16 protein-coding genes and 2 pseudogenes are annotated in these 22,909 nt (G+C 58.6%); 14 read left to right on the top strand and 4 right to left on the bottom strand.

Annotation, left to right across the window (positions count from 1 at the left end; all coding sequences use genetic code 11):
• Window positions 1-145 precede the first annotated feature (145 nt).
• The 3 genes from NKI21_RS21270 to nifA form a co-directional block, all read right to left on the bottom strand.
• The gene (locus NKI21_RS21270) at window positions 146-1,186 is read right to left on the bottom strand and encodes an LLM class flavin-dependent oxidoreductase (protein WP_023736289.1); all 1,041 of its coding nucleotides are present in this window, start codon (window positions 1,184-1,186) and stop codon (window positions 146-148) included.
• A gap of 89 nt (window positions 1,187-1,275) precedes the next feature.
• On the bottom strand, window positions 1,276-2,415 hold the full coding sequence (hisC, locus tag NKI21_RS21265; protein WP_352867154.1) for a histidinol-phosphate transaminase: 1,140 nt from the start codon (window positions 2,413-2,415) through the stop codon (window positions 1,276-1,278).
• A 218-nt stretch (window positions 2,416-2,633) separates the two neighbouring features.
• Complete coding sequence (nifA, locus tag NKI21_RS21260; protein ID WP_352554108.1) at window positions 2,634-4,400, bottom strand: nif-specific transcriptional activator NifA; 1,767 nt, start codon at window positions 4,398-4,400, stop codon at window positions 2,634-2,636.
• 1,279 nt (window positions 4,401-5,679) lie between these two features.
• On the opposite strand from nifA, the gene NKI21_RS21255 reads away from it, so the two are divergent.
• Together NKI21_RS21255 and NKI21_RS21250 are read left to right on the top strand one after the other, a co-directional pair.
• Window positions 5,680-7,008 carry a dicarboxylate/amino acid:cation symporter gene (locus tag NKI21_RS21255; protein ID WP_032923201.1) on the top strand — a complete coding sequence of 443 codons (1,329 nt, stop codon included), beginning with the start codon at window positions 5,680-5,682 and terminating at the stop codon, window positions 7,006-7,008.
• A 302-nt stretch (window positions 7,009-7,310) separates the two neighbouring features.
• Window positions 7,311-8,342, top strand: a complete 1,032-nt coding sequence (locus tag NKI21_RS21250; protein ID WP_023736284.1) for a LacI family DNA-binding transcriptional regulator — start codon at window positions 7,311-7,313, stop codon at window positions 8,340-8,342.
• Window positions 8,343-8,848: 506 nt separating this feature from the next.
• On the opposite strand, the gene NKI21_RS21245 is transcribed toward NKI21_RS21250, so the two are convergent.
• Entirely contained in the window at window positions 8,849-9,874 is a 1,026-nt protein-coding gene (locus tag NKI21_RS21245) for a LysR family transcriptional regulator (protein WP_023736282.1), read from the bottom strand.
• Window positions 9,875-10,112: 238 nt separating this feature from the next.
• Here NKI21_RS21245 and NKI21_RS21240 point away from each other — a divergent pair, with 238 nt between their 5' ends.
• The 12 genes and pseudogenes from NKI21_RS21240 (at window position 10,113) to NKI21_RS21180 (ending at window position 22,790) form a co-directional block, all read left to right on the top strand.
• Window positions 10,113-10,706 (top strand): NodA family N-acyltransferase, encoded by a 594-nt coding sequence (locus tag NKI21_RS21240; RefSeq protein ID WP_023736281.1) that lies wholly within the window; start codon window positions 10,113-10,115, stop codon window positions 10,704-10,706.
• Window positions 10,703-11,362, top strand: a complete 660-nt coding sequence (gene nodB / locus NKI21_RS21235; protein WP_023766912.1) for a chitooligosaccharide deacetylase NodB — start codon at window positions 10,703-10,705, stop codon at window positions 11,360-11,362. Before NKI21_RS21240 ends, nodB begins: the two co-directional genes overlap by 4 nt.
• A 14-nt stretch (window positions 11,363-11,376) precedes the next feature.
• Window positions 11,377-12,735: a chitooligosaccharide synthase NodC gene (gene nodC, locus NKI21_RS21230; RefSeq protein WP_352867151.1), complete on the top strand. Its 1,359-nt coding sequence runs from the start codon at window positions 11,377-11,379 to the stop codon at window positions 12,733-12,735.
• Between the two features lie 35 nt (window positions 12,736-12,770).
• Window positions 12,771-13,379, top strand: coding sequence for a nodulation methyltransferase NodS (gene nodS, locus NKI21_RS21225; protein ID WP_023770905.1), 609 nt, complete (start codon window positions 12,771-12,773; stop codon window positions 13,377-13,379).
• A gap of 35 nt (window positions 13,380-13,414) precedes the next feature.
• A pseudogene (locus NKI21_RS21220) lies at window positions 13,415-13,660 on the top strand (carbamoyltransferase N-terminal domain-containing protein); the annotation flags it as partial.
• A gap of 43 nt (window positions 13,661-13,703) precedes the next feature.
• Entirely contained in the window at window positions 13,704-14,615 is a 912-nt protein-coding gene (gene nodI / locus NKI21_RS21215; protein ID WP_023736276.1) for a nodulation factor ABC transporter ATP-binding protein NodI, read from the top strand.
• A gap of 3 nt (window positions 14,616-14,618) precedes the next feature.
• Window positions 14,619-15,407, top strand: coding sequence for an ABC transporter permease (locus NKI21_RS21210; RefSeq protein WP_023736275.1), 789 nt, complete (start codon window positions 14,619-14,621; stop codon window positions 15,405-15,407).
• Between the two features lie 66 nt (window positions 15,408-15,473).
• Window positions 15,474-16,448 (top strand): LysR family transcriptional regulator, encoded by a 975-nt coding sequence (locus NKI21_RS21205; RefSeq protein WP_352867148.1) that lies wholly within the window; start codon window positions 15,474-15,476, stop codon window positions 16,446-16,448.
• 882 nt (window positions 16,449-17,330) lie between these two features.
• Window positions 17,331-17,843, top strand: a pseudogene (locus NKI21_RS21195) (beta-barrel domain-containing protein); the annotation flags it as partial.
• A 713-nt stretch (window positions 17,844-18,556) separates the two neighbouring features.
• A complete protein-coding gene (locus NKI21_RS21190; RefSeq protein WP_023766920.1) occupies window positions 18,557-19,357 on the top strand; it encodes a calcium-binding protein in 801 nt (266 codons plus the stop codon).
• 369 nt (window positions 19,358-19,726) lie between these two features.
• Complete coding sequence (locus tag NKI21_RS21185) at window positions 19,727-21,502, top strand: type I secretion system permease/ATPase (protein WP_352581876.1); 1,776 nt, start codon at window positions 19,727-19,729, stop codon at window positions 21,500-21,502.
• A complete protein-coding gene (locus NKI21_RS21180) occupies window positions 21,477-22,790 on the top strand; it encodes an HlyD family type I secretion periplasmic adaptor subunit (protein WP_352441440.1) in 1,314 nt (437 codons plus the stop codon). The genes NKI21_RS21185 and NKI21_RS21180 overlap by 26 nt, the downstream gene beginning before the upstream one ends.
• Window positions 22,791-22,909 lie beyond the last annotated feature (119 nt).

The raw sequence follows: 22,909 nt of genomic DNA, 5'->3' as shown, positions 1-22,909 counted from the left end.
CTCGTCGAAACCATCGAGGCAGCCGAATGCAAGAACTACTTCGAAAACGCAGGCTACGCTTCCGTCAAAATATGAAACGCTCTAGTGCACGTGGATGTGAGGGAGCGCTGTACAACGATTCAACCTCAGACTGCGAATTTCATGGTCAGCCAAGTCGAGCCATGATTTCGGATTGAATGGTCGTCGCAGTGTACAGGGAAGCATCTAGCGGCAGATTTCCAAATGCCAGTTGACAAAGCAGGTAGTTGGCACCTGCCTCTTCCAACTGACCTAACAGAGCTTTTCGCACAGATTCTGCTGATCCTACCACGCACAATTCACTCTCGACTGCCGCATCGAAGGTCAGCGGCAGGTTTGGTGGAGTGGGGATAGCGTTAAGCTCGTAAAGGAATTGGAAGCTCTTGAGCCAGCGTTCGTAAGCAGGTGCCGCGAGCGAATAGGCATGTGTGTCACAACGCCCAACCACGACCATGCGGAGCAATCCGATAAATTGCGCCTGATCCCCCGCGCCAGCGTTGTCCTCTCGATAGGCGCGGAACGCATCAGTAGTTTTGCGAACAGAAGAGGAAGGTCCTACACACGCGATATTTGTTCCATTCGCAGCCGCCCAAGCTGCGGACTCGGGTCGATTGGCAGCGACCCATGTCGGCGGATGTGGACGCTGATGAGGTCTTAGCGTCAAAGGAACGTCATTGAGATCAAAATGGCGGCCTTGATAGCATAGCGTGCCGACCTTCATCGGATTAACAAGTATTTCCATGAGGATTTCGCTGGCTTCAGCATAACGGCCCGGCACCGCGTCCGCACCAATCCCGAAGTAGCCCAATTCGATCGGGAGAGCACCGCGCCCTATGCCCAGTTCGAGCCTGCCACCGCTCAACTGGTCCAGCATACAGATCTCTTCGAACGCACGCAGCGGATGATAAAGCGCAAGCAGCATCACCAAGGGTCCGAGACGCAAGCGCCGGGTGCGCTGGGCGACGCTCGATAAGAACAGATTCGGCGATGGACCTCTCCCATGGGGAGTACAGTGGTGTTCTGCGAGATGATAGGCATAGAACCCTAGCTGATCGCACGCCTCTGCTAATATCAGGCGATCTTCGTACTGCCGACCGATGTCGCGGCCATCCTCGTCCAGATGATCGAAGATGCCGAACGCTAGGTTTGAAGGAAAGACGTTTGTCACTCGATAAGTCCCCGATTTTAAAAGCAGGCTGTTCTCTTGCTGGGATGACCAAGCAAGTCGGAAGAGATGTGTGTGATCGCCGATTAGCGTCAGCGTAACGAAGAAGCAGAGCCTGACGCTTCCCTGCCCTTGGAGCTTGGCACCATTAAGCTTCCAGCAATGTCGCCAGCGGCAGCAAGAAATGCATCCATCTGCTCTTTTGTGCCGATGCTGACGCGGATGCAGTGTTCCAAGCCTTTGTCCGGAAAAAACGCGACAAGTATCTTTTGCCTTTCCAATGCTGCTTGCCACCATGAGCCGTCCTGTCCCGCGGGCACACGGGCCAGCAAGAAATTTGCGCGGGAGGGCGTTACGGAAAATCCGAGTTGCGACAGCGCGACTGTCACTCGCTCTCGTTCATCCTTGATGTGCTTGTGGTTCTCTGCGTAGGCGCCGCGATGCGCAAGCACGCTGATACCAACGGCATGCCCGATGACGTTCATGTTGAAGACGTTCTGGATGTTTCGCAGCCTGCCAATAATTTCAGGGTGACCGAAACCGAAACCGACGCGAATGCCGGCGGCGGCATAGCTTTTCGAGAATGACCTCAAGATCAGAACGTTCGGATACTGGTTGATGAGGCGCAGGCCATGATCGGGTGCAAAGTCGACGTAGGCTTCATCAAGGACAACCAAGCGGTCTGATTGTGCTACGAGGCGTTCGATATCGCTTATCGGGAGGAATGTTCCGGTCGGATTGTTTGGATTGGCCAACATAATGAACTTGGCGTCTTTTGCCGGACCGGAAAGCAATTGCTCCATTGGCAGGGAATGAGCTTGACATCCGATTTCGAGAAACTCGGCGCCCTGAATCATGGCAAGTTTGCGGTTGAACGAAAACCCTGGCGACATCATCGCAACCTTGTCGCCAGGCGCGAGGAAAGCTCTGTAGATCAGTCCGAGCAGTTCAGACGACCCATTGCCTGCGATGACCTGATCCCTGGAAACGCCATAGGTGCTGGACGCCGCTTCCCTCAAGCTGATGTTATCGTCATCCGGATATAGATACTGGCACTTGAGGGCCGCCACTGCACTTTGCATTATGATTGGCGGCAACGGAAACGGGTTCTCATTCGTATTCAGCTTGACAAAATTTCCGTCCGGTGCTGGTCCGTTGGACGGCAGAGCATCTAACTGTCGCGTCACTGGCGGAAGAGCCGAAAGCACAGTTTGCAGTTTTGCATCGGACATATTTTAACTCCGTTTTAGTCACCAGGGGCATCCGTATGAGCTCGCAACGAGAGCAACATGGCGGACAGGATTGACGATGGAAGCGTTGCCTCTCACACGATGGTCGCAACGCAGACACGGGAATTCGGCCAGGCTGTCCTCGATGAATCGAGTGGAAGCGGACGCGGACCTGCATCGCTGCCGCAAGGCGCTAAGCAGCTCAGCTCATCTCCTCGGTTTCAGATACGCTTGATCTCGACGCCGTATTTCCTCAGCACGTAGCCAATCTGGCGCGGGGTCAGTCCAAGGAGGCGCGCTGCCTTTGCCTGCACCCAGCCACATCTTTCCATGGCAGCAATGACGCGCTCTATGTCGGGGGTCCTCGCACCAATTGGGTGTGTTGCGCCGGCACGCGGGACTGTGGTCGCGGCCGAACAGGCTGCCGCATCCGGCGGCGTGGCCGGATTCGCTGACTCCGGCAGGATCGGCGCTGGTTGCATCGCGGCCTTGCCCGATCTGCACTTCCACAGCGCCTCGGCAAAGCATTGGCCTTGGGAGCAGGCAAAGTCGTTTCTCCCGATTGATAGTCCCTCGGCCAGGATCGCTGTCCGGTGCACGCAATTTTCAAGCTCGCGAATGTTGCCGGGAAACTCACATTTCATCAGCACTTCAATCGCACACGGATCGAAGGTAAGCGTACAGCCGTTCTCGTCGTTGAACTTCTTGAGAAACTCAGCTGCGAGCAGCGGAATATCGCTGCGCCTCTGGCGCAATGCTGGTACCAGCAAGGGAACCACGTTGATGCGGTAGTATAGGTCGGCGCGGAACTCATTCCTTGCAACCGCCTCTTCCAGGTTCCTGTTCGTGGCGGCAATCACGCGAACATCGACCTTGATGGTCTGATTGCTGCCGACGCGCTCAAACTCCTGCTCCTGCAGCACGCGCAGCAGCTTTGCCTGGAACGAGGCCGAGATCTCGCCAATCTCATCCAGAAACAACGTCCCCTTGTCAGCGAGCTCAAAGCGCCCCTTGCGGGAATTGAATGCGCTTGTGAAGGCACCCTTCTCATGACCGAACAATTCGGATTCCAGGACTGTCTCTGGGAGCGCTGCACAATTGAGTTTAACGAAGGGCCGCTTGGCGCGCGGCGACAACTCGTGAATTGCCTTGGCAGCCAGCTCCTTCCCGGTACCGGACTCGCCTCGCAACAGAACCGTGGTTTTTGCCTTGGCTACGATCGCGATCTTCTCCAGCAGCGCGCTTATCGCCGGACTGTCACCAATCATCCCCTCGACATGAACCTTTTTGCGCCGGGGTGCAGGGTGCTTAACATCGGAAAATTTCGTCTGCAGCCGATCTTCCAACTCCGGCGGTCGCTCGCGGTCCCCCGCGCAGAAGCGGTGCAACTTGACTGTCTGTCCCACCATGTTGGCAATCATGGTGAGCAGTCGGACATCGTAATCGAGCCGATAGCTTGACCTGCTTTCCAAAGCCCTGTCCACAGTCAGCGCGCCTACGGCGTTCCCATCAACACGAATGGGAACGCCGATGAAGGACACGGTGTCGGAGGCCCCAAGCACCTCGATGTCAGCGGCAGTGAAGGCCGGATGCATCGCTATGTCCTCGGCGATGAGCGGCGTGTCCGTCGTCACAATCTGATCGATGGCGTTGCGCGGCACGCGCGACCGGGAGGGCTCATTGCTGTTCGTGTCGCAGTCGCTGGCCACGGTGATGTCCAGTCCGGCCTCGGCATCGCAGAGAGTGATGATGCCGTGCCGCATCTGCACTAACGAGTGCAGGAGATCAACGACCTTGGCCAACGTGAGTTCGAGCCGGGCGGGACCGGTGAGTATTTTCGATATTTCGAAGATTCCGGTGAGGGCGCGCTCGTGCAATACCCCATTCGCAGGATTCGTCTCGGACGTTGGACAACCTCTTATCGCATCCGGCAGCGATATGCCGCACTCGCTGGCATTTTGTTCTGATTTGCGAATGTTGTGGTGCATGTGATCCTCGATCTCGCGCCATCAAACGTAGGCCGGCGGCATGTGCGCCCGCGACGTCGCGAGCAAGCGCGAAAATACTCCGACGTGAACTCGTGCCGCCGCCGTTTGGTCGAGTGCAAAGCGGATCGAACCCTGATGCATCGCTTGGCTCTCCCCTCCACGAAGCTTGGCCATGGTCTCGGCTTGCACCAAGGCAACCACACGTTGTTTTCAACAGACTGGAGCGAGGCGGGATAGTCAATCGAGCTTTCTTTCATTCGTGAAAGGAAACCTCGCGGCATATGATAGAATTCATCAATTCTGTTTTTGCCGTTGAACGACGGAAATACTTGCGCCGGCGATGCGGTGCCCGAGCGGCTGACCGCGCCGAGTGTAAAAGCCGGGCCGTGCCATTCACCAGCGCCCGCGACGGAGGGGCGGAAGTGATAATAACCGCCAACGGCACTGGTCGTTTGCGGCAACCGCCATTTTGCTCGAGTTGATCATACGGCGGCGGTGTCGCGTGTGAAGGCGCGAAGCTGGCGTCGAGTACGGCTTGGTAGCCGGTGCTCGCAATTTCCAGATCGCATCGTCGTGGTCAGCGCCAACGGCGTCAATCTCTACGTCTGGACGTGGCTTTCATGCAGCGGGAGCGCTGCAAAGAGCACAGCCATTCTCGGCTCTGATGCCACCGATGAACCGCGAGCCAGAGGGATCGACTGGCAGCACTCTGTCAGTGAACATCAACGGGTCGTGCTGGACCCTCGTCGTTCCCGCCTTGTGCCAGCGCATTCATTCCATCATGGGTGCCACGGCTAGTCAGGGAAAGCGAAGCTCTCGGCCTCCTCTAGACCAACGGATTTCGTCATGTGGCGCAGGCGTTCCGGCGAGAGGAACTCGCCTCTCACAGCGCTTCCGAACAGGGGTAAGTTAGCCTGTCATCTGGACGGGCTTATGAACAGGCGACCTATTTGGTACGCGCTGGCGCCAGCGATGCGGCCCGGTCCAAAGCCGGCTAAACGAGGAACCCACCACGCTCTGTGCAGCAAAACCGCTAGCCAGAGGGATCGACCGGCAGCACTCTGCCAGAGACCATCAAGGGCGTGCCGGACCGCGGCCATCCCGCTGGTCTGACACCGCATTCCTCCATCATTGGCGAGCCCACGTCAGTTCAGGTCATGCGGATTCATCTGGCATGGGTATTGCGGCGGCGTTGGTGCAGCGTTCGACCGGAGCGCCGCGATAGGGAGAAGCCCGGGAGAAGTCACGCCACCTCGATCCGGTCAGGGAGAGAGAACCAGTGTCAGCTGCACAAGTCCGCGGCGCGAGTCCCGCGCCCCGCAAACCCTTCTACACCAAGCTCTACGCCCAGGTGCTTGCCGCCATCGCGCTCGGCGTCGCAATTGGCTATTTTTATCCGGAGACCGGCGAGAGCCTGAAGCCGCTGGGTGATGCCTTCATCAAGCTGGTCAAGATGATCATCGCGCCTGTCATCTTCCTGACAATTGCCACCGGCATTGCCGGCATGAACGATCTTCATAAGGTCGGCCGGGTCGCCGGTAAAGCGATGGTCTATTTCCTCACCTTCTCGACACTCGCGCTGATCGTCGGCCTCATCGTCGCCAATGTCGTCCAGCCTGGCGCCGGCCTCAACATTGATCCGGCCTCGCTCGATGTCCAGGCCGTGAATACCTATGCCGCAAAAGCCAGCGAGCAGTCGGTCACCGGCTTCCTGATGAACATCATCCCGCCAACGATCGTCGGTGCCTTCGCGGAAGGCGACATCCTGCAGGTGCTGTTCTTCTCGGTTCTGTTCGGCATGGCGCTTGCGATGGCCGGCGAGCCGGGCAAGCCTGTCGTTTGCTTCCTTCAGGCGCTCATCGCGCCTGTCTTCAAGCTCGTTGGAATTCTGATGAAGGCCGCGCCGATCGGCGCTTTTGGCGCAATGGCCTTCACCATCGGCAGATATGGCATCGGTTCGGTGGTCAACCTCGCGATGCTGGTCGCGACGTTCTATTTCACCGCCTTCCTCTTCGTGTTCGGGGTTCTCGGCGCGGTCTGTCGCTACAACGGCTTCTCGATCTGTTCTCTCATTCGCTACATCAAGGAAGAGCTGCTGCTTGTCCTCGCAACGTCCTCCTCGGAGGCGGCGCTCCCTTCGCTGATGCAGAAAATGGAGAAGGCAGGCGCCAGGCGTTCGGTTGTGGGTCTCGTCATCCCGGCCGGATACTCATTCAATCTGGACGGCACGAATATCTACATGACGCTGGCGGCCCTCTTCATCGCGCAGGCGACGAACACGGATCTGTCCATCGGCGATCAGGTGCTGCTGCTGCTCGTAGCAATGCTTTCCTCCAAGGGCGCTGCAGGTGTCACAGGCGCGGGCTTCATCACCCTGGCGGCTACGCTCGCCGTAGTTCCGAGTGTTCCCGTTGCTGGGATGGCACTGATACTCGGCATCGACCGCTTCATGTCCGAATGCCGGGCGCTGACGAATTGCGTCGGCAACGCAGTGGCATCCCTCGTCGTCGCCCGCTGGGAAGGAGAATTGGACCGAGCACAGATGAAAGCCGCCTTCTGCGGTCATCAGCTTGCCGAGGCATCAAACCGGCTACCCTCCTCCAAGTAAGGTGGGCGGCCCACGACCTGTTAAGTCGCCTAGCTGGTCACATGAACTGAACGACCGACCCGCAGCCTCTAAACGGCTCCTCACGGACCATGTAGCCGAAGCGCTAAATGTGTGAGTGCAAACCGTCACCGCCCTTTAAGCGAATGAGCCTTTCAGTATACCCGGCCGGTTTACGTCTGGAATGATGTTCGTCCAACACGCTGTTGGCCGTTCGTATGGGACGTTTTCACTTTGCCACCCGAAACCGAAACCCGTTAGGCGACAGAGAGCCGGCCGGCGTCAAAAAGATCAGAATAGGACCTATGACCAAGCGCCCCACAATTGCCGATCTCGCCCGCGAAGCCCGAGTCAGCGTAGCAACGATCGATCGGGTTCTGAACGCCCGCCATCCGGTGCGCGAGGAGACCGCGCGGCGGGTCCACGACGCCGCCCACGCGATCGGCTATCATGCTGCCGGGCTAATCAAGCAGCGCTTGCGGCGAGACCTACCGCACTACCGTCTGGGCTTCATCTTGAGAAAACCGGCCCAGCATTTCTACCAAGATTTTGCGCGCGAGGTCGAAGCATCGGTCAATTTGGCCCAGTCCTTCCACGGCATTCCGCTCGTCGAATTCGCCCCGTCACATATGCCGAGCGACCTGATCGCACGGCTCAAGGATTTGGGCGCACGCTGCCATGCGATCGCGATGGTGGCACCGGACCACCCGAAAATTACAGCAGCGGTTGAGGACCTCAAGGCCAAAGGCATTCCGGTTTTCTCGCTGCTTTCCGACTTCGCCGCCGGCGTACGACAGGGGTATATCGGCCTTAACAACCGCAAGGTGGGGCGCACGGCCGCTTGGATGGTGTCGAAGGTCGCAAAACGGCCCGGCAAAGTGGCGGTTTTTGTCGGCAGCCATCGTTTCCAGGGGCACGAGCTCCGTGACGTCGGCTTTCGCTCCTATTGCCGTGAGAACGCGCCCACGTTCGAGGTGCTGGATCCTGTCATGAACCTCGAGAAACGGCAGATCACCTACGAGGCAACGCTTGATCTCATGCAGCGAGAGCCCGAGCTCGTCGGCTTCTATGTCGCCGGCGGCGGCATGGAGGGCGCCATCTCCGCGCTCCGAGAAGAGGGCAAAAGTCGCGATCTCGTCGCGATCGTGAATGAAATCACGCCGGAGTCTCGGGCGGCGCTCGCAGATAATATCGTCACGATGGCGGTCGCCACGCCAATGCGCCGACTTTGCCGGGAGCTGATAACGCTGATGACGCGGGCTATCGAGACCGGCACCGCTGAAACACCCGGACAGACATTTCTCCCGTTCGACATCCATCTGCCGGAAAATATATGAAACTCATGGACTCTATCATGAGCGGGGAGTTTCCTTTCATAAACCAGAGAAAGTTGAATGATGATCCAATCCCGCGGGGTGGCCGCACCCACGGACCTCAGCCGGGCAGAATGTAGCGCCGATTAGATGAACGGATCGGCCACGCGTTCAGGCAGAAGCGCGGGGTCAATTGCCTGGGTCCGCAGCGTCAAGCTCGACCGGCTTCATTGCCAAGTGCCCGACTTTCTCGGTGCAGGGGACTGTCGTCGACGCCAGTAGCCGAGCGAGGCTGGCACAGATTGGATCGACCACGTGGACCGCCATCTCCTCGCCTGGCCGCGCGTGAAAAGCCGCGGCAAGGCCTGCGACGTTGGCATTTAAGTGGGGCTGAGCATCTTCTGGGACTCCGCAAGCAAAATCGGAGGCGGCAGTCAATTCAGTAGCAACCCCGGGCGTGTGTTCTGCTCGTTCCTGGCCCTCGTACTTGACAATCAACTGCGCCGCTCTGCTGGGCAAGGGCCCGGTGTTTAAGTGGGGCTTAACATCTTCCGGGACTTCGCACGCGAAATCGAGGTGGCAGTCGGTACCAACAACCGCAAGGTCGGATCGGCGTGCCCGAGACGCTCATTGATTTCAGGCAAAGGCGCCAGGCTAGATGCCTCCTGCAACATCATTTCCCGCATCCACATGCTTGCCGGATCAGTATTGTGAAGCTCAGGCCATTGGACGGCCTCCGTGAATGCGGGAGGAGGAAGTGGCGGCGGAAGTTGGACAATCCGCAGGGGTGTTGTTTTTGCGAAATGCTGCGCCAGCCGTAAGGGCATGGTCCCGATGCGGTTGCTGCCTGACAGGACGGGCGCGATCAGGCTAAAGCCCTGTACGACGACCTCGACACGTCTCTCGAAACCGTGCTCGAGCAAATACCATTCCTCCATGGTGGGCTGCCGGGTGTGCCTGAATTTGAGCACGACATGCCCCATGGACAAGTATCGCTCGAATGTAAGTGGCTCTGACAGCTGCTTGTTCGTGCCGCAGCCTACGCATACGAGCATATCTTCGAACAGGACTGCGCGAGGATGTTTCGACATGAACACTTCCGGCATAATCAGAAAATCAAGGTCGCCGCGCCGGAGAAGCTCCTCGGGGTCGTCGCAAATAGGCAGACATTCAAAGCGAACGGCGGGTGCTTCCCGCGCAGCACGCTCTACGATCTTCTTAAAAAATACGAGCGTGATGTAATCGGAAAGCATCATTCGGAAGAGACGATCCGATTGGGCCGGGTTGAAAGCGTCGGAGGAAATAATCGACAGCTGGATGTGCAGCAATGCCTCCCGGACTGCTGTGGCGAGCCCGTCGGCGCGCGGTGTCAAAATGAGCTCGCGGCCGTTCATCGTAAATAGCTCATCGTTGAAATAGGCGCGTAACCGAGCAACGGCGGCGCTCATGGCCGGCTGGCTCAGGTTGATACTGCGAGCCGCGGCAGTGACTTTACGCTCCCTCATCAGAGCGTCCAGCACAACGAGGAGATTTAGATCGAGTCCCTTGAAACGCATGTCATGTTCTATCCAACGCGTGGATGCGTATCATTCAAACAATCAATTTTACGAATTTACGAGCCATGCATTAGAGGAACGTTAATGAGCGACGTCAAGCTCAAATCGACGACACGGGCCGGAACTTCGAGAGAGCGTCTGGCTCACCTTCGCCAACGACAACGGCTGAATGCAGCCAACAGCGCCGCTTTGGTCGGGTAATGCGGCCGCAAAAAACTAATATGAAGAGAGGTCCTGAATGCGCCATCAGGTGCAGTGGAAGTTGTGCTGGGAAAACGAATTGCAGCTCTCCGATCACGTTGAGCTCGCCGAGTTCTTTCGTGATACGTACGGGCCGACTGGGGCGTCCAACGCAGAACCGTTCGAAGGTAGTCGAAGCTGGGCCGGAGCCAGGCCTGAACTCCGCGTGATCGCCTATGATTCAAGTGGTGTAGCGGCTCACATGGGCATACTGCGCCGTTTCATCAAGGTTGACGCGGTCGACCTGTTGGTGGCTGAGCTGGGCCTGTACGGGGTACGCCCGGACCTTGAGGGTCTCGGAATCGCCCATTCAATCCATGTCATGCTTCCAATACTGCAGGAGCTTGGCGTTCCATTCGCTTTCGGGACGGTCCGGGACGCGCTGCGGAATCATGTTGAGAGGTTCGGGCGGCGATACAGGCCTTTGGCCGTTTTGTCGGGAATTCGCGTCCGCTCGACCCGACCAGAGGCCCGCCTCGACCTGCCGCCCACACGCATCGATGACGCACTCACCATTGTTCTGCCGGTTGGACGGCCGATCAGCGAATGGCCCACGGGCACGATGATAGATCGGAACGGACCAGAGCTATGAGCCGTCCCGATTGCTTGTACGAAGTGCGCCGTGAGTGCTCTGACGGCACCGGCCGTCGCAGCGTTTATCTGACGTTTGACGACGGTCCCAATCGACTTTTCACACCGGAGATTCTCGATGTGCTGGCAGAGCAGCGGGTGCCGGCGACTTTCTTCGTCATCGGCGCCTACGCCTTAGAGCACCCAGATCTAATCCAACGGATGATCGCAGAAGGGCACGAGGTAGGCAACCACACGATGTCTCATCCGGATCTGTACCAATGCGGTTTCGGCGAAGTGCAACGTGAGGTCTTTGAAGCGAACGACGCCATCATGAGAGCGTGCCCGCAGGCCTCGGTGCGCTATGTTCGCGCGCCCTACGGCGCCTGGAGTGAAGAAGTCTTCACAGCGTCACAGATCGCCGGGCTGGCGGCCCTCCATTGGTCCGTCGACCCTCGAGATTGGTCTCGCCCTGGGGTCGACGCGATTATCGATAAAGTGCTCGCCTCTGTCCGGCCGGGCGCAATCGTACTCTTGCACGACGGATGCCCTCCCGGCGAGTTGGGCCGGGGCGCTCACGCCGGTCTGCGCGACCAGACGGTCACGGCGCTGTCCCGGCTGATTCCAGCATTGCGTGAGCGCGGATTTGTAATCCGCTCACTTCCTCAACATCACTGAACAAACGAGATCCCATGACTCTTCTTGGTACAACCAGCACTGTGGCCATATCGCTTTATGCGCTGCTCTCGACTGCTTATAAGAGCATGCAGGGGCTTTATGCTCTGCCGACAAACGACTCATCGGCGTTGGAGGTTCTCGTCGGCTCCGATCAACTGCCCAGCGTGGATGTCATCGTCCCCTGCTTCAACGAGGATCCGCGCACGCTTTCAGAGTGCCTGGCTTCCATTGCCGACCAAGAATACGCCGGAAGAATTCGGGTCTATGTGGTTGATGACGGTTCTGGAAATCGCGAAGCCTTAGGAACTGTCCACGAAACCTACGCGCGCGACCCTAGGTTCGACATCATTTTGCTTCCCGAGAATGTTGGAAAGCGCAAGGCGCAGATCGCCGCGATACGCCGCTCATCAGGGGATCTGGTGCTTAACGTTGATTCAGACACGTTACTCGCGTCCGACGTCATTGCCAAGCTTGTACCGAAGATGCGAGATTCAGCGGTCGGCGCAGTCATGGGTCAGTTGACGGCCAGTAACCGGACCGAGAGCTGGCTGACCAGGCTGATAGACATGGAGTACTGGCTGGCTTGCAACGAGGAGCGCGCGGCGCAGGCTCGCTTCGGTGCCGTTATGTGCTGTTGCGGCCCATGTGCCATGTACCGCCGGTCTGCGCTCCTTTTGTTACTGGACCAGTACGAGTCGCAGTTTTTTCGGGGCAAGCCAAGCGACTTCGGTGAGGATCGCCATCTTACTATCCTGATGCTGAAAGCAGGCTTTCGAACCGAGTACGTTCCGAGCGCCATCGCGGCCACAGTCGTCCCGAACAGACTCGGACCGTATCTGCGCCAACAACTCCGTTGGGCACGAAGCACATTCCGGGACACGCTGCTTGGGCTGCGCTTGCTGCCCAGCCTAAATAGCTATCTCACGTTGGACGTGGTCGGACAGAATCTCGGCGCGCTACTCCTCGCCGTATCGGTATTAACGGGCCTCGCACATTTCGCACTGACAGGCTCTGTGCCTTGGTGGACAGGACTGATGATTGTGTCCATGACCATGCTCCGATGCAGCGTGGTAGCATTTCGTGCCCGACAGTTTCGATTTCTGGGCTTTTCGCTGCACACGTTCATCAACATCTTTCTCTTGCTTCCGTTGAAAGCCTACGCGCTGTGTACATTGAGCAATAGCGATTGGCTGTCGCGAGGCTCTGCTGTCGCTACATCGGACACTGGGGGAAAACAGGCCCCCACCCAAACTCCGATCACTGGTTCCAGCAGGGCAGAATTCTCGCCGCATGCGGCTCCGCTTCGCAGGCTCAATCTTGCGCGGGATTCTTCGGAATTAGTGCTGTCGGGCAACATTTGCGGCGACGAGTGATCGCTAATTACCTAGTGGACGAGAGGTGCACGAGTTTGACCCAGAACGTGAATCATCAGTTGCTTGATCGGGAATTGGCCGCAGACGATCCGTGGCTTCTCGACGGCAATCCGTTCGAGCGGAAGCGCCACACGCAAATGCTCCAGCTGGCGCTTGCCCAAGGCTCCATTTCAAATGCCCTCGAAGTCGGGTGCGCTGCCGGCGCATTCACGGAAAAACTAGCCCCCTACTGCCAAGGGCTCACGGTCATCGATGTCGTGGCGCAAGCGATTGCTCGAGCACGTCAACGGATAAACGAGCCGTCGCGCATCAACTGGATAGTCTCCGATGTTCAACAGTTTTCGACCGACGAGTTGTTTGACCTGATCGTTGTGGCGGAGGTCCTCTACTATCTCGAAGACATAGCCGAGATGCGCGCGGCCGTCAAAAACCTGGTGCGGGTGCTTGCGCCAGGCGGGCATCTGATCTTCGGATCGGCAAGGGATGCTAATTGCCGTCGGTGGGGCCACGCCGCTGGTGCTGAGCCGGTCATCGCCATGCTGAACGAAACGTTGATCGAGGTAGAGCGTCTTGAGTGTCGGGGCGAGTCGGTCAACGAAGACTGCTTGCTCGTCCGTTTCCGGAACCCGCTTTCCGCTTCCTGATGAATCGAATCTATCGCCGTTAACCTGGAGACACTATGCGCATCTGTGGTACCAAGCTGACCCATGATGGGGCGATCGCCCTGGTCGAGGATGGACGGCTCGTCTTCTGCGTTGACCAGGAAAAGCGGCACAACGATCCGCGTTACCCAGCCATCGATAATCTTGACGCAATTGTCGCCGCTTTACCGGAACAGGGGCTAAATCCTTGTGATGTCGATCAGTTCGTTATCGACGGCTGGGATGGCGAAGACGAGTCACAGTTTCAGGTCCGGCAGGCAACCAAGCAACCGCCAGTCTTGGCGTCCCTCTCGGTAAAATGAACCCATGTCCATGGTAGCGATCGATCTTACTGACGTAAGCAAAACTTATGACAAGCTCGTTGTCGACAGACTGTCGTTCCGCGTTGCGGCGGGGGAATGCTTCGGGCTCTTGGGACCGAACGGCGCGGGCAAAAGCACGATTGCGCGTATGGTCCTCGGCATGACATCGCCCGATGCGGGGAAGATTACTGTGCTCGGCGTTCCAGTGCCGGCGCGCGCGCGTTTGGCACGTATGCGCATCGGCGTGGTCCCGCAGTTCGACAATCTTGATACCGCGTTCACTGTACGCGAGAACCTGTTGGTGTTCGGGCGCTACTTCCGGATGAGCAGACGCCAGATCGATGCGGTCATACCATCGCTGCTTGAGTTCGCCCGCCTCGAGAACAAAGCGGATGCGCGCGTCGCCGAACTGTCCGGCGGCATGAAGCGGCGCCTGACGCTCGCGCGTGCGCTGATCAATGACCCGCACTTGCTGGTGATGGACGAGCCGACCACCGGCCTCGATCCGCAGGCCCGCCACCTGATCTGGGAACGGCTGCGATCGCTGCTGGCGCGGGGCAAGACTATTCTTTTGACTACCCATTTCATGGAAGAGGCCGAGCGGCTGTGCGATCGGCTGTGCGTTATGGAGGAGGGGCGCAAGATCGCCGAAGGCCGCCCGTCCGCACTCATTGACGAGCAGATCGGCTGTGACGTGGTCGAGGTCTACGGCGGCAATCCGCATGAACTGGGTGCGCTGATCCGGCCGTACGCACAGCGCATTGAGGTGAGCGGTGAGACGCTTTTTTGCTATGCACCCGATCCGGAGCAGGTGCTGGCGCAGCTACGCGGGCGCGCGGGTCTACGCCTTCTGCAGCGTCCTCCCAATCTCGAGGATGTGTTTTTGCGGCTAACCGGGCGCGAGATGGAGGACTGAACAATGGGCGAACGTTATGCGGCGGGCATGCCCGCCAATGCGTGGAATTGGGTCGCGGTTTGGCGCCGCAACTATCTTGGATGGAAGAAAATCGGGCTTGCATCGGTGCTCGGCAACCTCGCCGATCCGATGATCTATCTGTTCGGTCTCGGCTTTGGAATCGGAACAATGATAGGTCCTGTTGAGGGCACTTCGTACATTGCGTTTCTCGCGGCTGGCATGGTTGCCACAAGCGCGATGGCATCGGCGACCGCTGAAACGGTTTACGGGAGTTTCGGCCGCATGGGCGACCAGCGCACCTGGGAAGGAATGCTATGCACTCAGCTGACGCTCGGCGATATCTTACTCGGCGAATTGGCGTGGGCAGCCACCAAGGCCCTGATGGCGGGCACAGCAATCACTATTGTTGCGACCACGCTAGGCTACGCATCGTGGCCATCCATCCTCTGCTTGCTGCCAGTCATCGCTCTCAGTGGCCTCGCCTTCGCGAGTCTAGCGATGGTCGTCACGGCGCTTGCGCCCAGTTATGAATATTTCATATTTTATAATACGCTTGTTATAACACCCATGCTGTTCCTTTGCGGCGCGATGTTTCCGGTCAACCAATTGCCCGGCGCTTTTCAGGACGTCGCCTCCTTGTTGCCGCTCGCACACGCAATTGACCTCATTCGTCCGGCGATGCTTGGCCGTCCCGCCGGCAGCATGGGCCTGCATATCGGCGCGCTTTGCATATACACGGTTTTGCCGTTCTTCCTATCGGTTGCTCTGTTTCGTCGTCGGCTGATGCGTTGACGCTCTCACCATTCGTGAAATTGATTGTTTGGGCGATACCCATCCACGCGTCGGATAGGTCAATGCATGCGTTTTAAGGGACTCGATCTAAATCTCCTCGTTGTGCTGGACGCTTTGATCAGGGAGCGTAAAGTCACCGCCGCAGCCCGCAGTATTAACCTGAGTCAGCCGGCCATGAGCGCCGCCGTCGGTCGGTTACGCGCCTATTTCAGCGATGAGCTATTTACGATGAACGGCCGCGAACTCATTTTGACACCGCGCGCGGAGGGGCTCGCCACAGCAGTCCGGGAGGCATTGCTGCACATCCAGCTGTCGATTATTTCCTGGGACCCCTTTAACCCGGTCGGATCGGATCGTCGCTTCCGCATCATCCTTTCCGATTACCTCACACTCGTATTTTTTAAGAAAATCGTAAAGCGTGCTGCGCGGGAAGCTCCCGCCGTCCGCTTCGAATGTCTGCCTATTTCCGACGACCCCGAGGAGCTTCTCCGGCGCGGCGACGTTGATTTTCTGATTATGCCGGAAGTGTTCATGTCGAAACATCCTCGCGCAGCCCTGTTCGAAGATATGCTCGTATGCGTAGGCTGCGGCACGAACAAGCAGCTGTCAGAGCCACTTACATTCGACCGATACTTGTCGATGGGGCAGGTTGTGCTTAAATTCGGGGACACCCGGCAGCCCTCCATCGAGGAATGGTATTTGCTCGAGAACGGTTTCGAGAGACGTATCGAGGTCGTCGTACACGGCTTTAGCATGATCCCGCCCCTTCTATCAGGCACCAGCCGCATCGGGACCATGCCGTTGCGGCTGGCGCAGCATTTCGCGAAATCAACACCCTTGCGGATTGTCGAACTTCCGCCGCCACTTCCTGCCGCATTCACGGAGGCCGTCCAATGGCCTGCGCTTCACAATAATGATCCGGCAAGCCTATGGATGCGGGAAATGATGTTGCAGGAGGCATCTCGTATGATTGCCCTGCCTAATAGCACCGGACGTCTCAGAGTTGTCGGCCGAATTGAGAAACTGACCCCTCGGTTATGAGAGGAGGCATGGATGGCGATTGGGATTGGGCGATTCCTGCATTGTCGAGAACGATGCAGGGAGAGCAGATCCTTCAGCCTGAAGAGGTGGCAGCGATGCTGCGGCGGCATGAGGTTGGCGGGGAACCGACGGGCGAAGGAATTCGGGTGCGCGCGCAACACCGTGCATCGGCATCTAAGCGAGGGCGGGACTGTTCCGTTTCGCAAGCCCCTGCGGCCGACGGCGTTTGACGGACTGGACGATTGGCTGCGGGAGCGCTTCTTCCCCCATGGGTCGAGCCGGATGACGATCTCGACCCGCTCCAGATGCACCGGGAACGCCTTGCGCGGTCGCGCAGCACGTCGCGGCTCGCCTGTCGGTCTTGCGGCCTTGCGGCCTCGAGTTCGGACTCAATCGCGCCGAGCCCGGTCTGGATTCGGAGGCGAAGGCCTGCTGGGCACGTTCGAGCTTCTCGGAGCTGCGACCGAAGCGCCGCGCTCCAGCTGCTTGACGATCCCTGAAGGTCGGCGAGCCTCTCCTGGGCACGCTCGTTGAGTGTCGCCATCCGGACGATCTCGGCCTTGAGTGTTCGCTCCGGAGTTGTTGCAGTTCGGCCTTCTCCGCCGCCATGGGGACGAATATCGCCTTGAGCGGAACGATTTCGTGGAGACGGGCCAAAGCGCTTCTCTACATGACGCCGACAAAAGCTTATTTTGCACGGCCAGAGGCCCGCCTTTTGCGCCTGAGTCACTTCGCCACGGCCTATCCGGCCGACGTCGGACGCCGTCTCCGTTCGGCTTAAGCGCGCCAGTCCATGCCTTCGACGAGCGCCATCAGTTGGGCGCGGCAAGCCGGATCACGCCGTTCTCCACCCGCGGCCAGCGGAACTTGTCCTCGTCCAGCGAGGCGCAGGTCGGGGAGTATGGTGAGCGCAAGGTGGCGGCTGAACAGGAACTGCGACGGATCGATATCGTCGCGCCGCAGTCAGGCACCATTCAACAACTCGCAGTTCATACGCTCGGCGGAGTGATTACGCCCGCCGATCCGATCATGATAATCGTGCCGGAAGGCGACGATCTTGCGCTGGAAGTACGGATCACCCCGAAGGACATCGACCAAATGCAGCTTGGTCACAAGGCCGTGCTGCGGATGTCAGCCTTCAATCTGAGAACCACGCCGGAATTGAACGGATATGTCAGCCGGATCGCAGCCGATCTGGCGACGGACGAAAAAAACGGCATTTCGTATTACCTGGTGCGTCTATCGGTTCCGCATGCGGAACTGACGAAGCTCAAGGACCTGACGCTCGTGCCCGGCATGCCGGCCGAAGCGATGGTCCAGACGGGCGAGCCTAGGGCGCTTTCCTATTTTGTGAAGCCGCTGTCGGACCAAATCAGTCGGGCATTCCACGAGTAATGAAAGTAATTCTGTTAGCTTGGCGTAGGCCGCGTCGCGTAGAGCCCGTGCGGCCGACGTGCGGAAGCTGTCGTTCCGAGATCCTTGAACTCTCGGCTCGCGCGAACGCGCTCCCTAATGTTCCATTGCTCGCAATGGGCAGTGCTGGCGAGATACTCGGCAACACAGCCCTATGCCTGTTCTTCCGAGGCCGGCTTGACGGTGAGCGAATGCGTAACGCAGCTGTGAGGACCCGTCAGTTGTCGTTTCAGCTCGGCTTCGGTCAACTTCGACAGCCTGTCGGCGAAAGGCGCTATCACGAGACCATTGGCGGCAAATTGCCCTCCCCTTGTTGCGCGGTAGCAGCATGCGTGTCGGGGAAGGAACCGTCTCCGGCCCCCATTCATCGCTGAGCCGCGCCGTACCCGCCGCCACCGGAACTTGTCCACGTCCAGCGCTTACGGTGCGGGTATGCCGGCGTCGAGCAAACAGAGAGAGGTTTGGGCCCAACCAGGGCGGCCGGTTACCTCGTCCGCTTGAGTGTGAATGTTCGGGTCGATCGTCTGGGCGCGTCCCCGCCGCCTGCGAGCCCGCTACTGCTCAGCGGAAGGGCGAAGTGAACGTGAATGCATCCATTTCGTAAATGTGTGTCTATCCAAGCAATCGATTTCTCTAATTACCCGATGAGCAATATGAACGCGTCAGGCAGGGTGCATCATTAGGAGTATTTTTCGATGGCAAACATTATCGAGGGTAGCCCGGATGCCGAAACACTCCTCGGCACCAAGGGTGAAGATTGGATGGAGGGTTTCCAGGGCGGTGACTGGATTGACGGTCGTGGCGGCAACGACGAGATCTCGGCTGGCCCGGGCAGTGACCGAGCCCTTGGCGGCGAGGGTAACGACCGCATCTTCGGCGGAGATGGCTGGGACGATCTCTCCGGCGACAACGGCCGCTTCAACGCGCGCGTCTCCGGTGAGGACAATGACAGGCTCAGCGGCGGTCCCGGCCAGGATGTCCTCTACGTGGGTGACGGCCAGGATACGTTGACCGGGGGCACCGACAATGACACGTTCGTGTTCCAGTTCCACAATCCGGTGCCTGGGGTCGATCCGAGTGTCGGGTCGAAGCCGGACATTACCACTATCACCGATTTCAACCCGGCGGAGGACAAGTTCGCCTTCGATGCGGTGGGCCTCTACAACGACGGTTTTGGCGCGAACTTCGTCAACAACGCCAGCATACAGTCCGGCTACCCGGTGAGCAGCTTCTACAGTGGCGCGGCCTCGGGTGCGAACGGCGAACATGTCGTGGTAATCACTGGCGAATCTTTCAACTCTGCTAATGAGGCAGCGAGTGCGATCTCCGGCGAGCACGCCGGCGACATCATTGTCTACCAAAGCAGCTACACCGACAGAGTCGCAACTCTGGCCTATGTCACCGCCGACGGCAGCGCGCACGAGTTCGCCCACCTGGGCGGTGTGGTCACCGTGGCCGACCTAGGCCTGACCGCGTCGGACTTCACCTTCGTTTGATCCAGAAAAACGATACGGAACAGCGCCCCGCCCCCTGGGCGGGCGCTTTCCGTCTCCGCTACTTGCGATGGGCCGGGGCGCCGGGAGCAGTCGCAGCGTGTACAGCTTGACGAAGCCCTGCACGTCGCGCTGGTCGTACACCGAAATCTCCCTGAAGGCGTCTGTTCGGGCCCTTGCGGCCGGCCACGATGAATCCCTTCCAAACCTTCAGCCGGACGGTGTTGTTGTTGACCCGCTCCATTAGATGCCAAACCAAACATATTCGGCGGGAGCACTGATCCTGAATCAGCGAGTCGGTTGCCGCTCGGGGAGCAATATAGGGAGCTGGGTCGCCAGATCCTCACGGATACCTACGTGAGTAACCATTCCTTGAAGGATTCAGCTTTGAGACCTTTCCCTCTGACTTCCGCTATTTGGGGAATTCTGTTGATCAGCGGCGTGGTCAACGTGCTTGCGCTGATCTCGCCGCTGTTCATGCTTCAAGTCTATGACCGCGTTCTGGCAAGTGGCAGCGTATCGACGCTGGTGGGGCTCGTCGTGCTTGCTGCGGGGCTTTATGCGTTCCAATGCTTGCTCGACATTTTGCGCGCCCGCGTGCTGCTGCGGATTGGCGAGCGTTTCGATGGAGAGTTTTCCGGACGCGTTCACAATGCGATCGTTCGCCTTCCGCTTTCAACGCGCATGCCGGGCGACGGCTTACAGCCGCTTCGCGATCTCGACAATGTTCGCGGCTTCTTAGGTGGAAACGGTCCGACAGCGTTCTTCGATCTGCCATGGATGCTGCTTTATCTTGGCATTTGCTTCCTCCTTCATTTCTGGATCGGCATGACGGCACTTATCGGGGCGGTCGGCCTCACATCTCTGACACTCCTTGCCAACACTCTCTCGCAACGGCCGATAAGCGATACCGTTTCCCACAACATGGCACGCAATGGTCTGCTGCAAGCAGCGCGTTGCAATGCCGAGGTCGTGCAAGCTCTCGGTCTTGGAAAGCGGATCGCTGCCCGATGGCAAAAGGCCAATGCCAAGTTTCTGGCCGCCAACCGGAAAGCTGGGGACGTGGCAGGTGGGCTGGGTGCCATTTCAAAATCGCTGCGCGTGCTGCTGCAATCGGCCATTCTTGCCGTCGGCGCGTACCTTGTCATCAGACAGGAGGCTACGGCCGGGGTTATGATTGCCAGTTCGATCATGATGGGGCGCGCGCTGGCTCCGGTCGATCTGGCCATTTCAAGCTGGAAACCTTTCCTCATGGCGCGCCAGGGTTGGGCGCGGCTGGAGGAACTCCTGGAAAAGGTTCCTGAATCCGCTGCCGTTATGCCAATGCCTGCACCTGAACGCGAACTGCGCCTCGAAGGCGTGACAATCGTTCCGCCCGGCGCAAGGAAGCCGACCGTGACCGGCCTTGCGTTTGCCATTCAGGCGGGAAGCGCACTCGGGATCATCGGTGCATCGGGCTCGGGCAAGTCGACACTCTCGCGCGCCATCGTCGGCGCATGGGCGCCGGTCGCCGGAAAAGTTCGCATCGACAGCGCAAGCCTCGATCAATGGGACCGGGAAGCACTAGGCCGTCATATCGGCTATCTGCCGCAAGGTGTTGAACTGTTCGACGGCACCATTGCCGAAAACATCGCTCGTTTTGAAGATAATCCTGACCCTGAGGCTATTGTCGCCGCGGCGAAAGCAGCGGGCACGCACGAACTGATCCTCCGATTTGAGCACGGCTACGAAACTCGGATCGGTGACGCCGGATCGGCACTTTCCGCCGGGCAGCGCCAGCGTATCGGTCTTGCCCGTGCTCTTTATCGAGACCCTTTCCTTGTTGTGCTGGATGAACCCAATGCCAATCTCGATTCGGAAGGCGAGGCTGCGGTCATTAAGGCGATCGCCTCCGTGCGCGAGCGCAAGGGCATTGCGGTTGTCGTCGCCCATCGGCCCAGCGCCATCCGCGCCGTGGATTTGGTGTTGGTGATGGAAGGTGGACGGCAGCGAGCATTCGGTGCGCGTGATGAAGCGCTTTCCAAAGTCCTGAAGGGGACAGCGATGGCACGAGGCGCTGGCGTCAACGCCATCGAGTCTACACAGGATCACGTGGGAGAGCGCGCTGACATGGAGGATCCCGGTGTCCGGCATTCATCAGAACAATGACGTTTCCAGCTCCATTCGCCGCCACCTGGTGGCGGGCCTTCTGGCGAGCGTAATCTTTGTGGGAGGAGCCGGAGCCTGGGCGGCCTTCACGAATCTCTCCGGTGCGGTTGTCGCGTCCGGACACTTTGTCGTCGATTCCTATGTCAAGAAGGTGCAGCACCCGACCGGCGGGGTGGTGGGAGAAATCCTGGTGCGCGAAGGCGATAAAGTGAAAGCCGGCGACATCCTCATGCGGCTCGATGCCACCCAGACGCGCGCCAATCTCGCCATAGTCACCAAGCGGCTCGATGAGCTCGCCGCCTACCAGGCAAGACTCGATGCTGAACGTGACGATCTCGCGGAGATCGCCTTCCCGGACTGGCTGCTCGCCCGAAGAGATGTTCCGGACGTAGCTTCGGCAATACATAGCGAGACGCTGCTGTTCGAATTCCGCAGACAATCCCGCGACGGAAAGCAGGCGCAACTGGCGGAACACATTACTCAATATCACCACGAGATCGAAGGATTCGAGGCGCAGGAAATTGCCTGTGAAAAAAGGATCGAGGTTCTCCTAAAGGAAATTGCTGTTCTGAGTGGGCTGCGCGACCAAGGCATTGTCTCGGACCAACGGTTGAACAGCCTGAAGATCCAGGTTGCCACTTTCGGTGGTGAACGCGGTGAGAAGATCGCACATCAGGCACAGACAGCAGCCCGCATAGCCGAAACGCGCCTGCAGATCCCGCAGATCGATCAGGATTTCAAGACCGAAGTCGGCCAGGAGCTCAGAGAGGTTCAGGCGCAGATCGGGGAGTATGGTGAGCGCAAGGTGGCGGCTGAACAGGAACTGCGACGGATCGATATCGTCGCGCCGCAGTCAGGCACCATTCAACAACTCGCAGTTCATACGGTCGGCGGAGTGATTACGCCCGCCGATCCGATCATGCTAATCGTGCCGAAAGGCGACGATCTTGCGCTGGAAGTACGGATCACCCCGAAGGACATCGACCAAATCCAGCTTGGTCACAAGGCCGTGCTGCGGATGTCAGCCTTCAATCTGAGAACCACGCCGGAATTGAACGGATATGTCAGCCGGATCGCAGCCGATCTGGCGACGGACGAAAAAAACGGCATTTCGTATTACCTGGTGCGTCTATCGGTTCCGCATGCGGAACTGACGAAGCTCAAGGACCTGACGCTCGTGCCCGGCATGCCGGCCGAAGCGATGGTCCAGACGGGCGAGCGTACGGCGCTTTCCTATTTTGTGAAGCCGCTGTCGGACCAAATCAGTCGGACATTCCGGGAGGAATGAAATAAGCCACAGAAATATATTGTTGTATTTCTTGGTTTCTTTGAGAGTGGTAACACCTGAAGGCACAGACATATTTCCTCATTTGCCTCTGATCACAACTTCTTTCTGTAGTGAATTTA

The organism is Mesorhizobium sp. M0715 (genome assembly GCF_040320355.1).
In the GTDB taxonomy this organism is placed as follows: Bacteria; Pseudomonadota; Alphaproteobacteria; order Rhizobiales; family Rhizobiaceae; genus Mesorhizobium.
The sequence above is the reverse complement of the archived record's forward strand: the minus strand, read 5'-3'. Positions and strand labels throughout refer to the sequence as shown.

Coding starts and splice junctions, on each gene's coding strand:
- NKI21_RS21205 (WP_352867148.1), top strand. CDS start 15,474: ATGCGTTTTAAGGGACTCGATCTAAATCTCCTCGTTGTGCTGGACGCT.
- NKI21_RS21250 (WP_023736284.1), top strand. CDS start 7,311: ATGACCAAGCGCCCCACAATTGCCGATCTCGCCCGCGAAGCCCGAGTC.
- NKI21_RS21210 (WP_023736275.1), top strand. CDS start 14,619: ATGGGCGAACGTTATGCGGCGGGCATGCCCGCCAATGCGTGGAATTGG.
- NKI21_RS21190 (WP_023766920.1), top strand. CDS start 18,557: ATGGCAAACATTATCGAGGGTAGCCCGGATGCCGAAACACTCCTCGGC.
- nodI (WP_023736276.1), top strand. CDS start 13,704: ATGTCCATGGTAGCGATCGATCTTACTGACGTAAGCAAAACTTATGAC.
- hisC (WP_352867154.1), bottom strand. CDS start 2,415: ATGTCCGATGCAAAACTGCAAACTGTGCTTTCGGCTCTTCCGCCAGTG.
- nodB (WP_023766912.1), top strand. CDS start 10,703: ATGAGCCGTCCCGATTGCTTGTACGAAGTGCGCCGTGAGTGCTCTGAC.
- nodC (WP_352867151.1), top strand. CDS start 11,377: ATGACTCTTCTTGGTACAACCAGCACTGTGGCCATATCGCTTTATGCG.
- NKI21_RS21240 (WP_023736281.1), top strand. CDS start 10,113: ATGCGCCATCAGGTGCAGTGGAAGTTGTGCTGGGAAAACGAATTGCAG.
- nifA (WP_352554108.1), bottom strand. CDS start 4,400: ATGCACCACAACATTCGCAAATCAGAACAAAATGCCAGCGAGTGCGGC.
- NKI21_RS21245 (WP_023736282.1), bottom strand. CDS start 9,874: ATGCGTTTCAAGGGACTCGATCTAAATCTCCTCGTTGTGCTGGACGCT.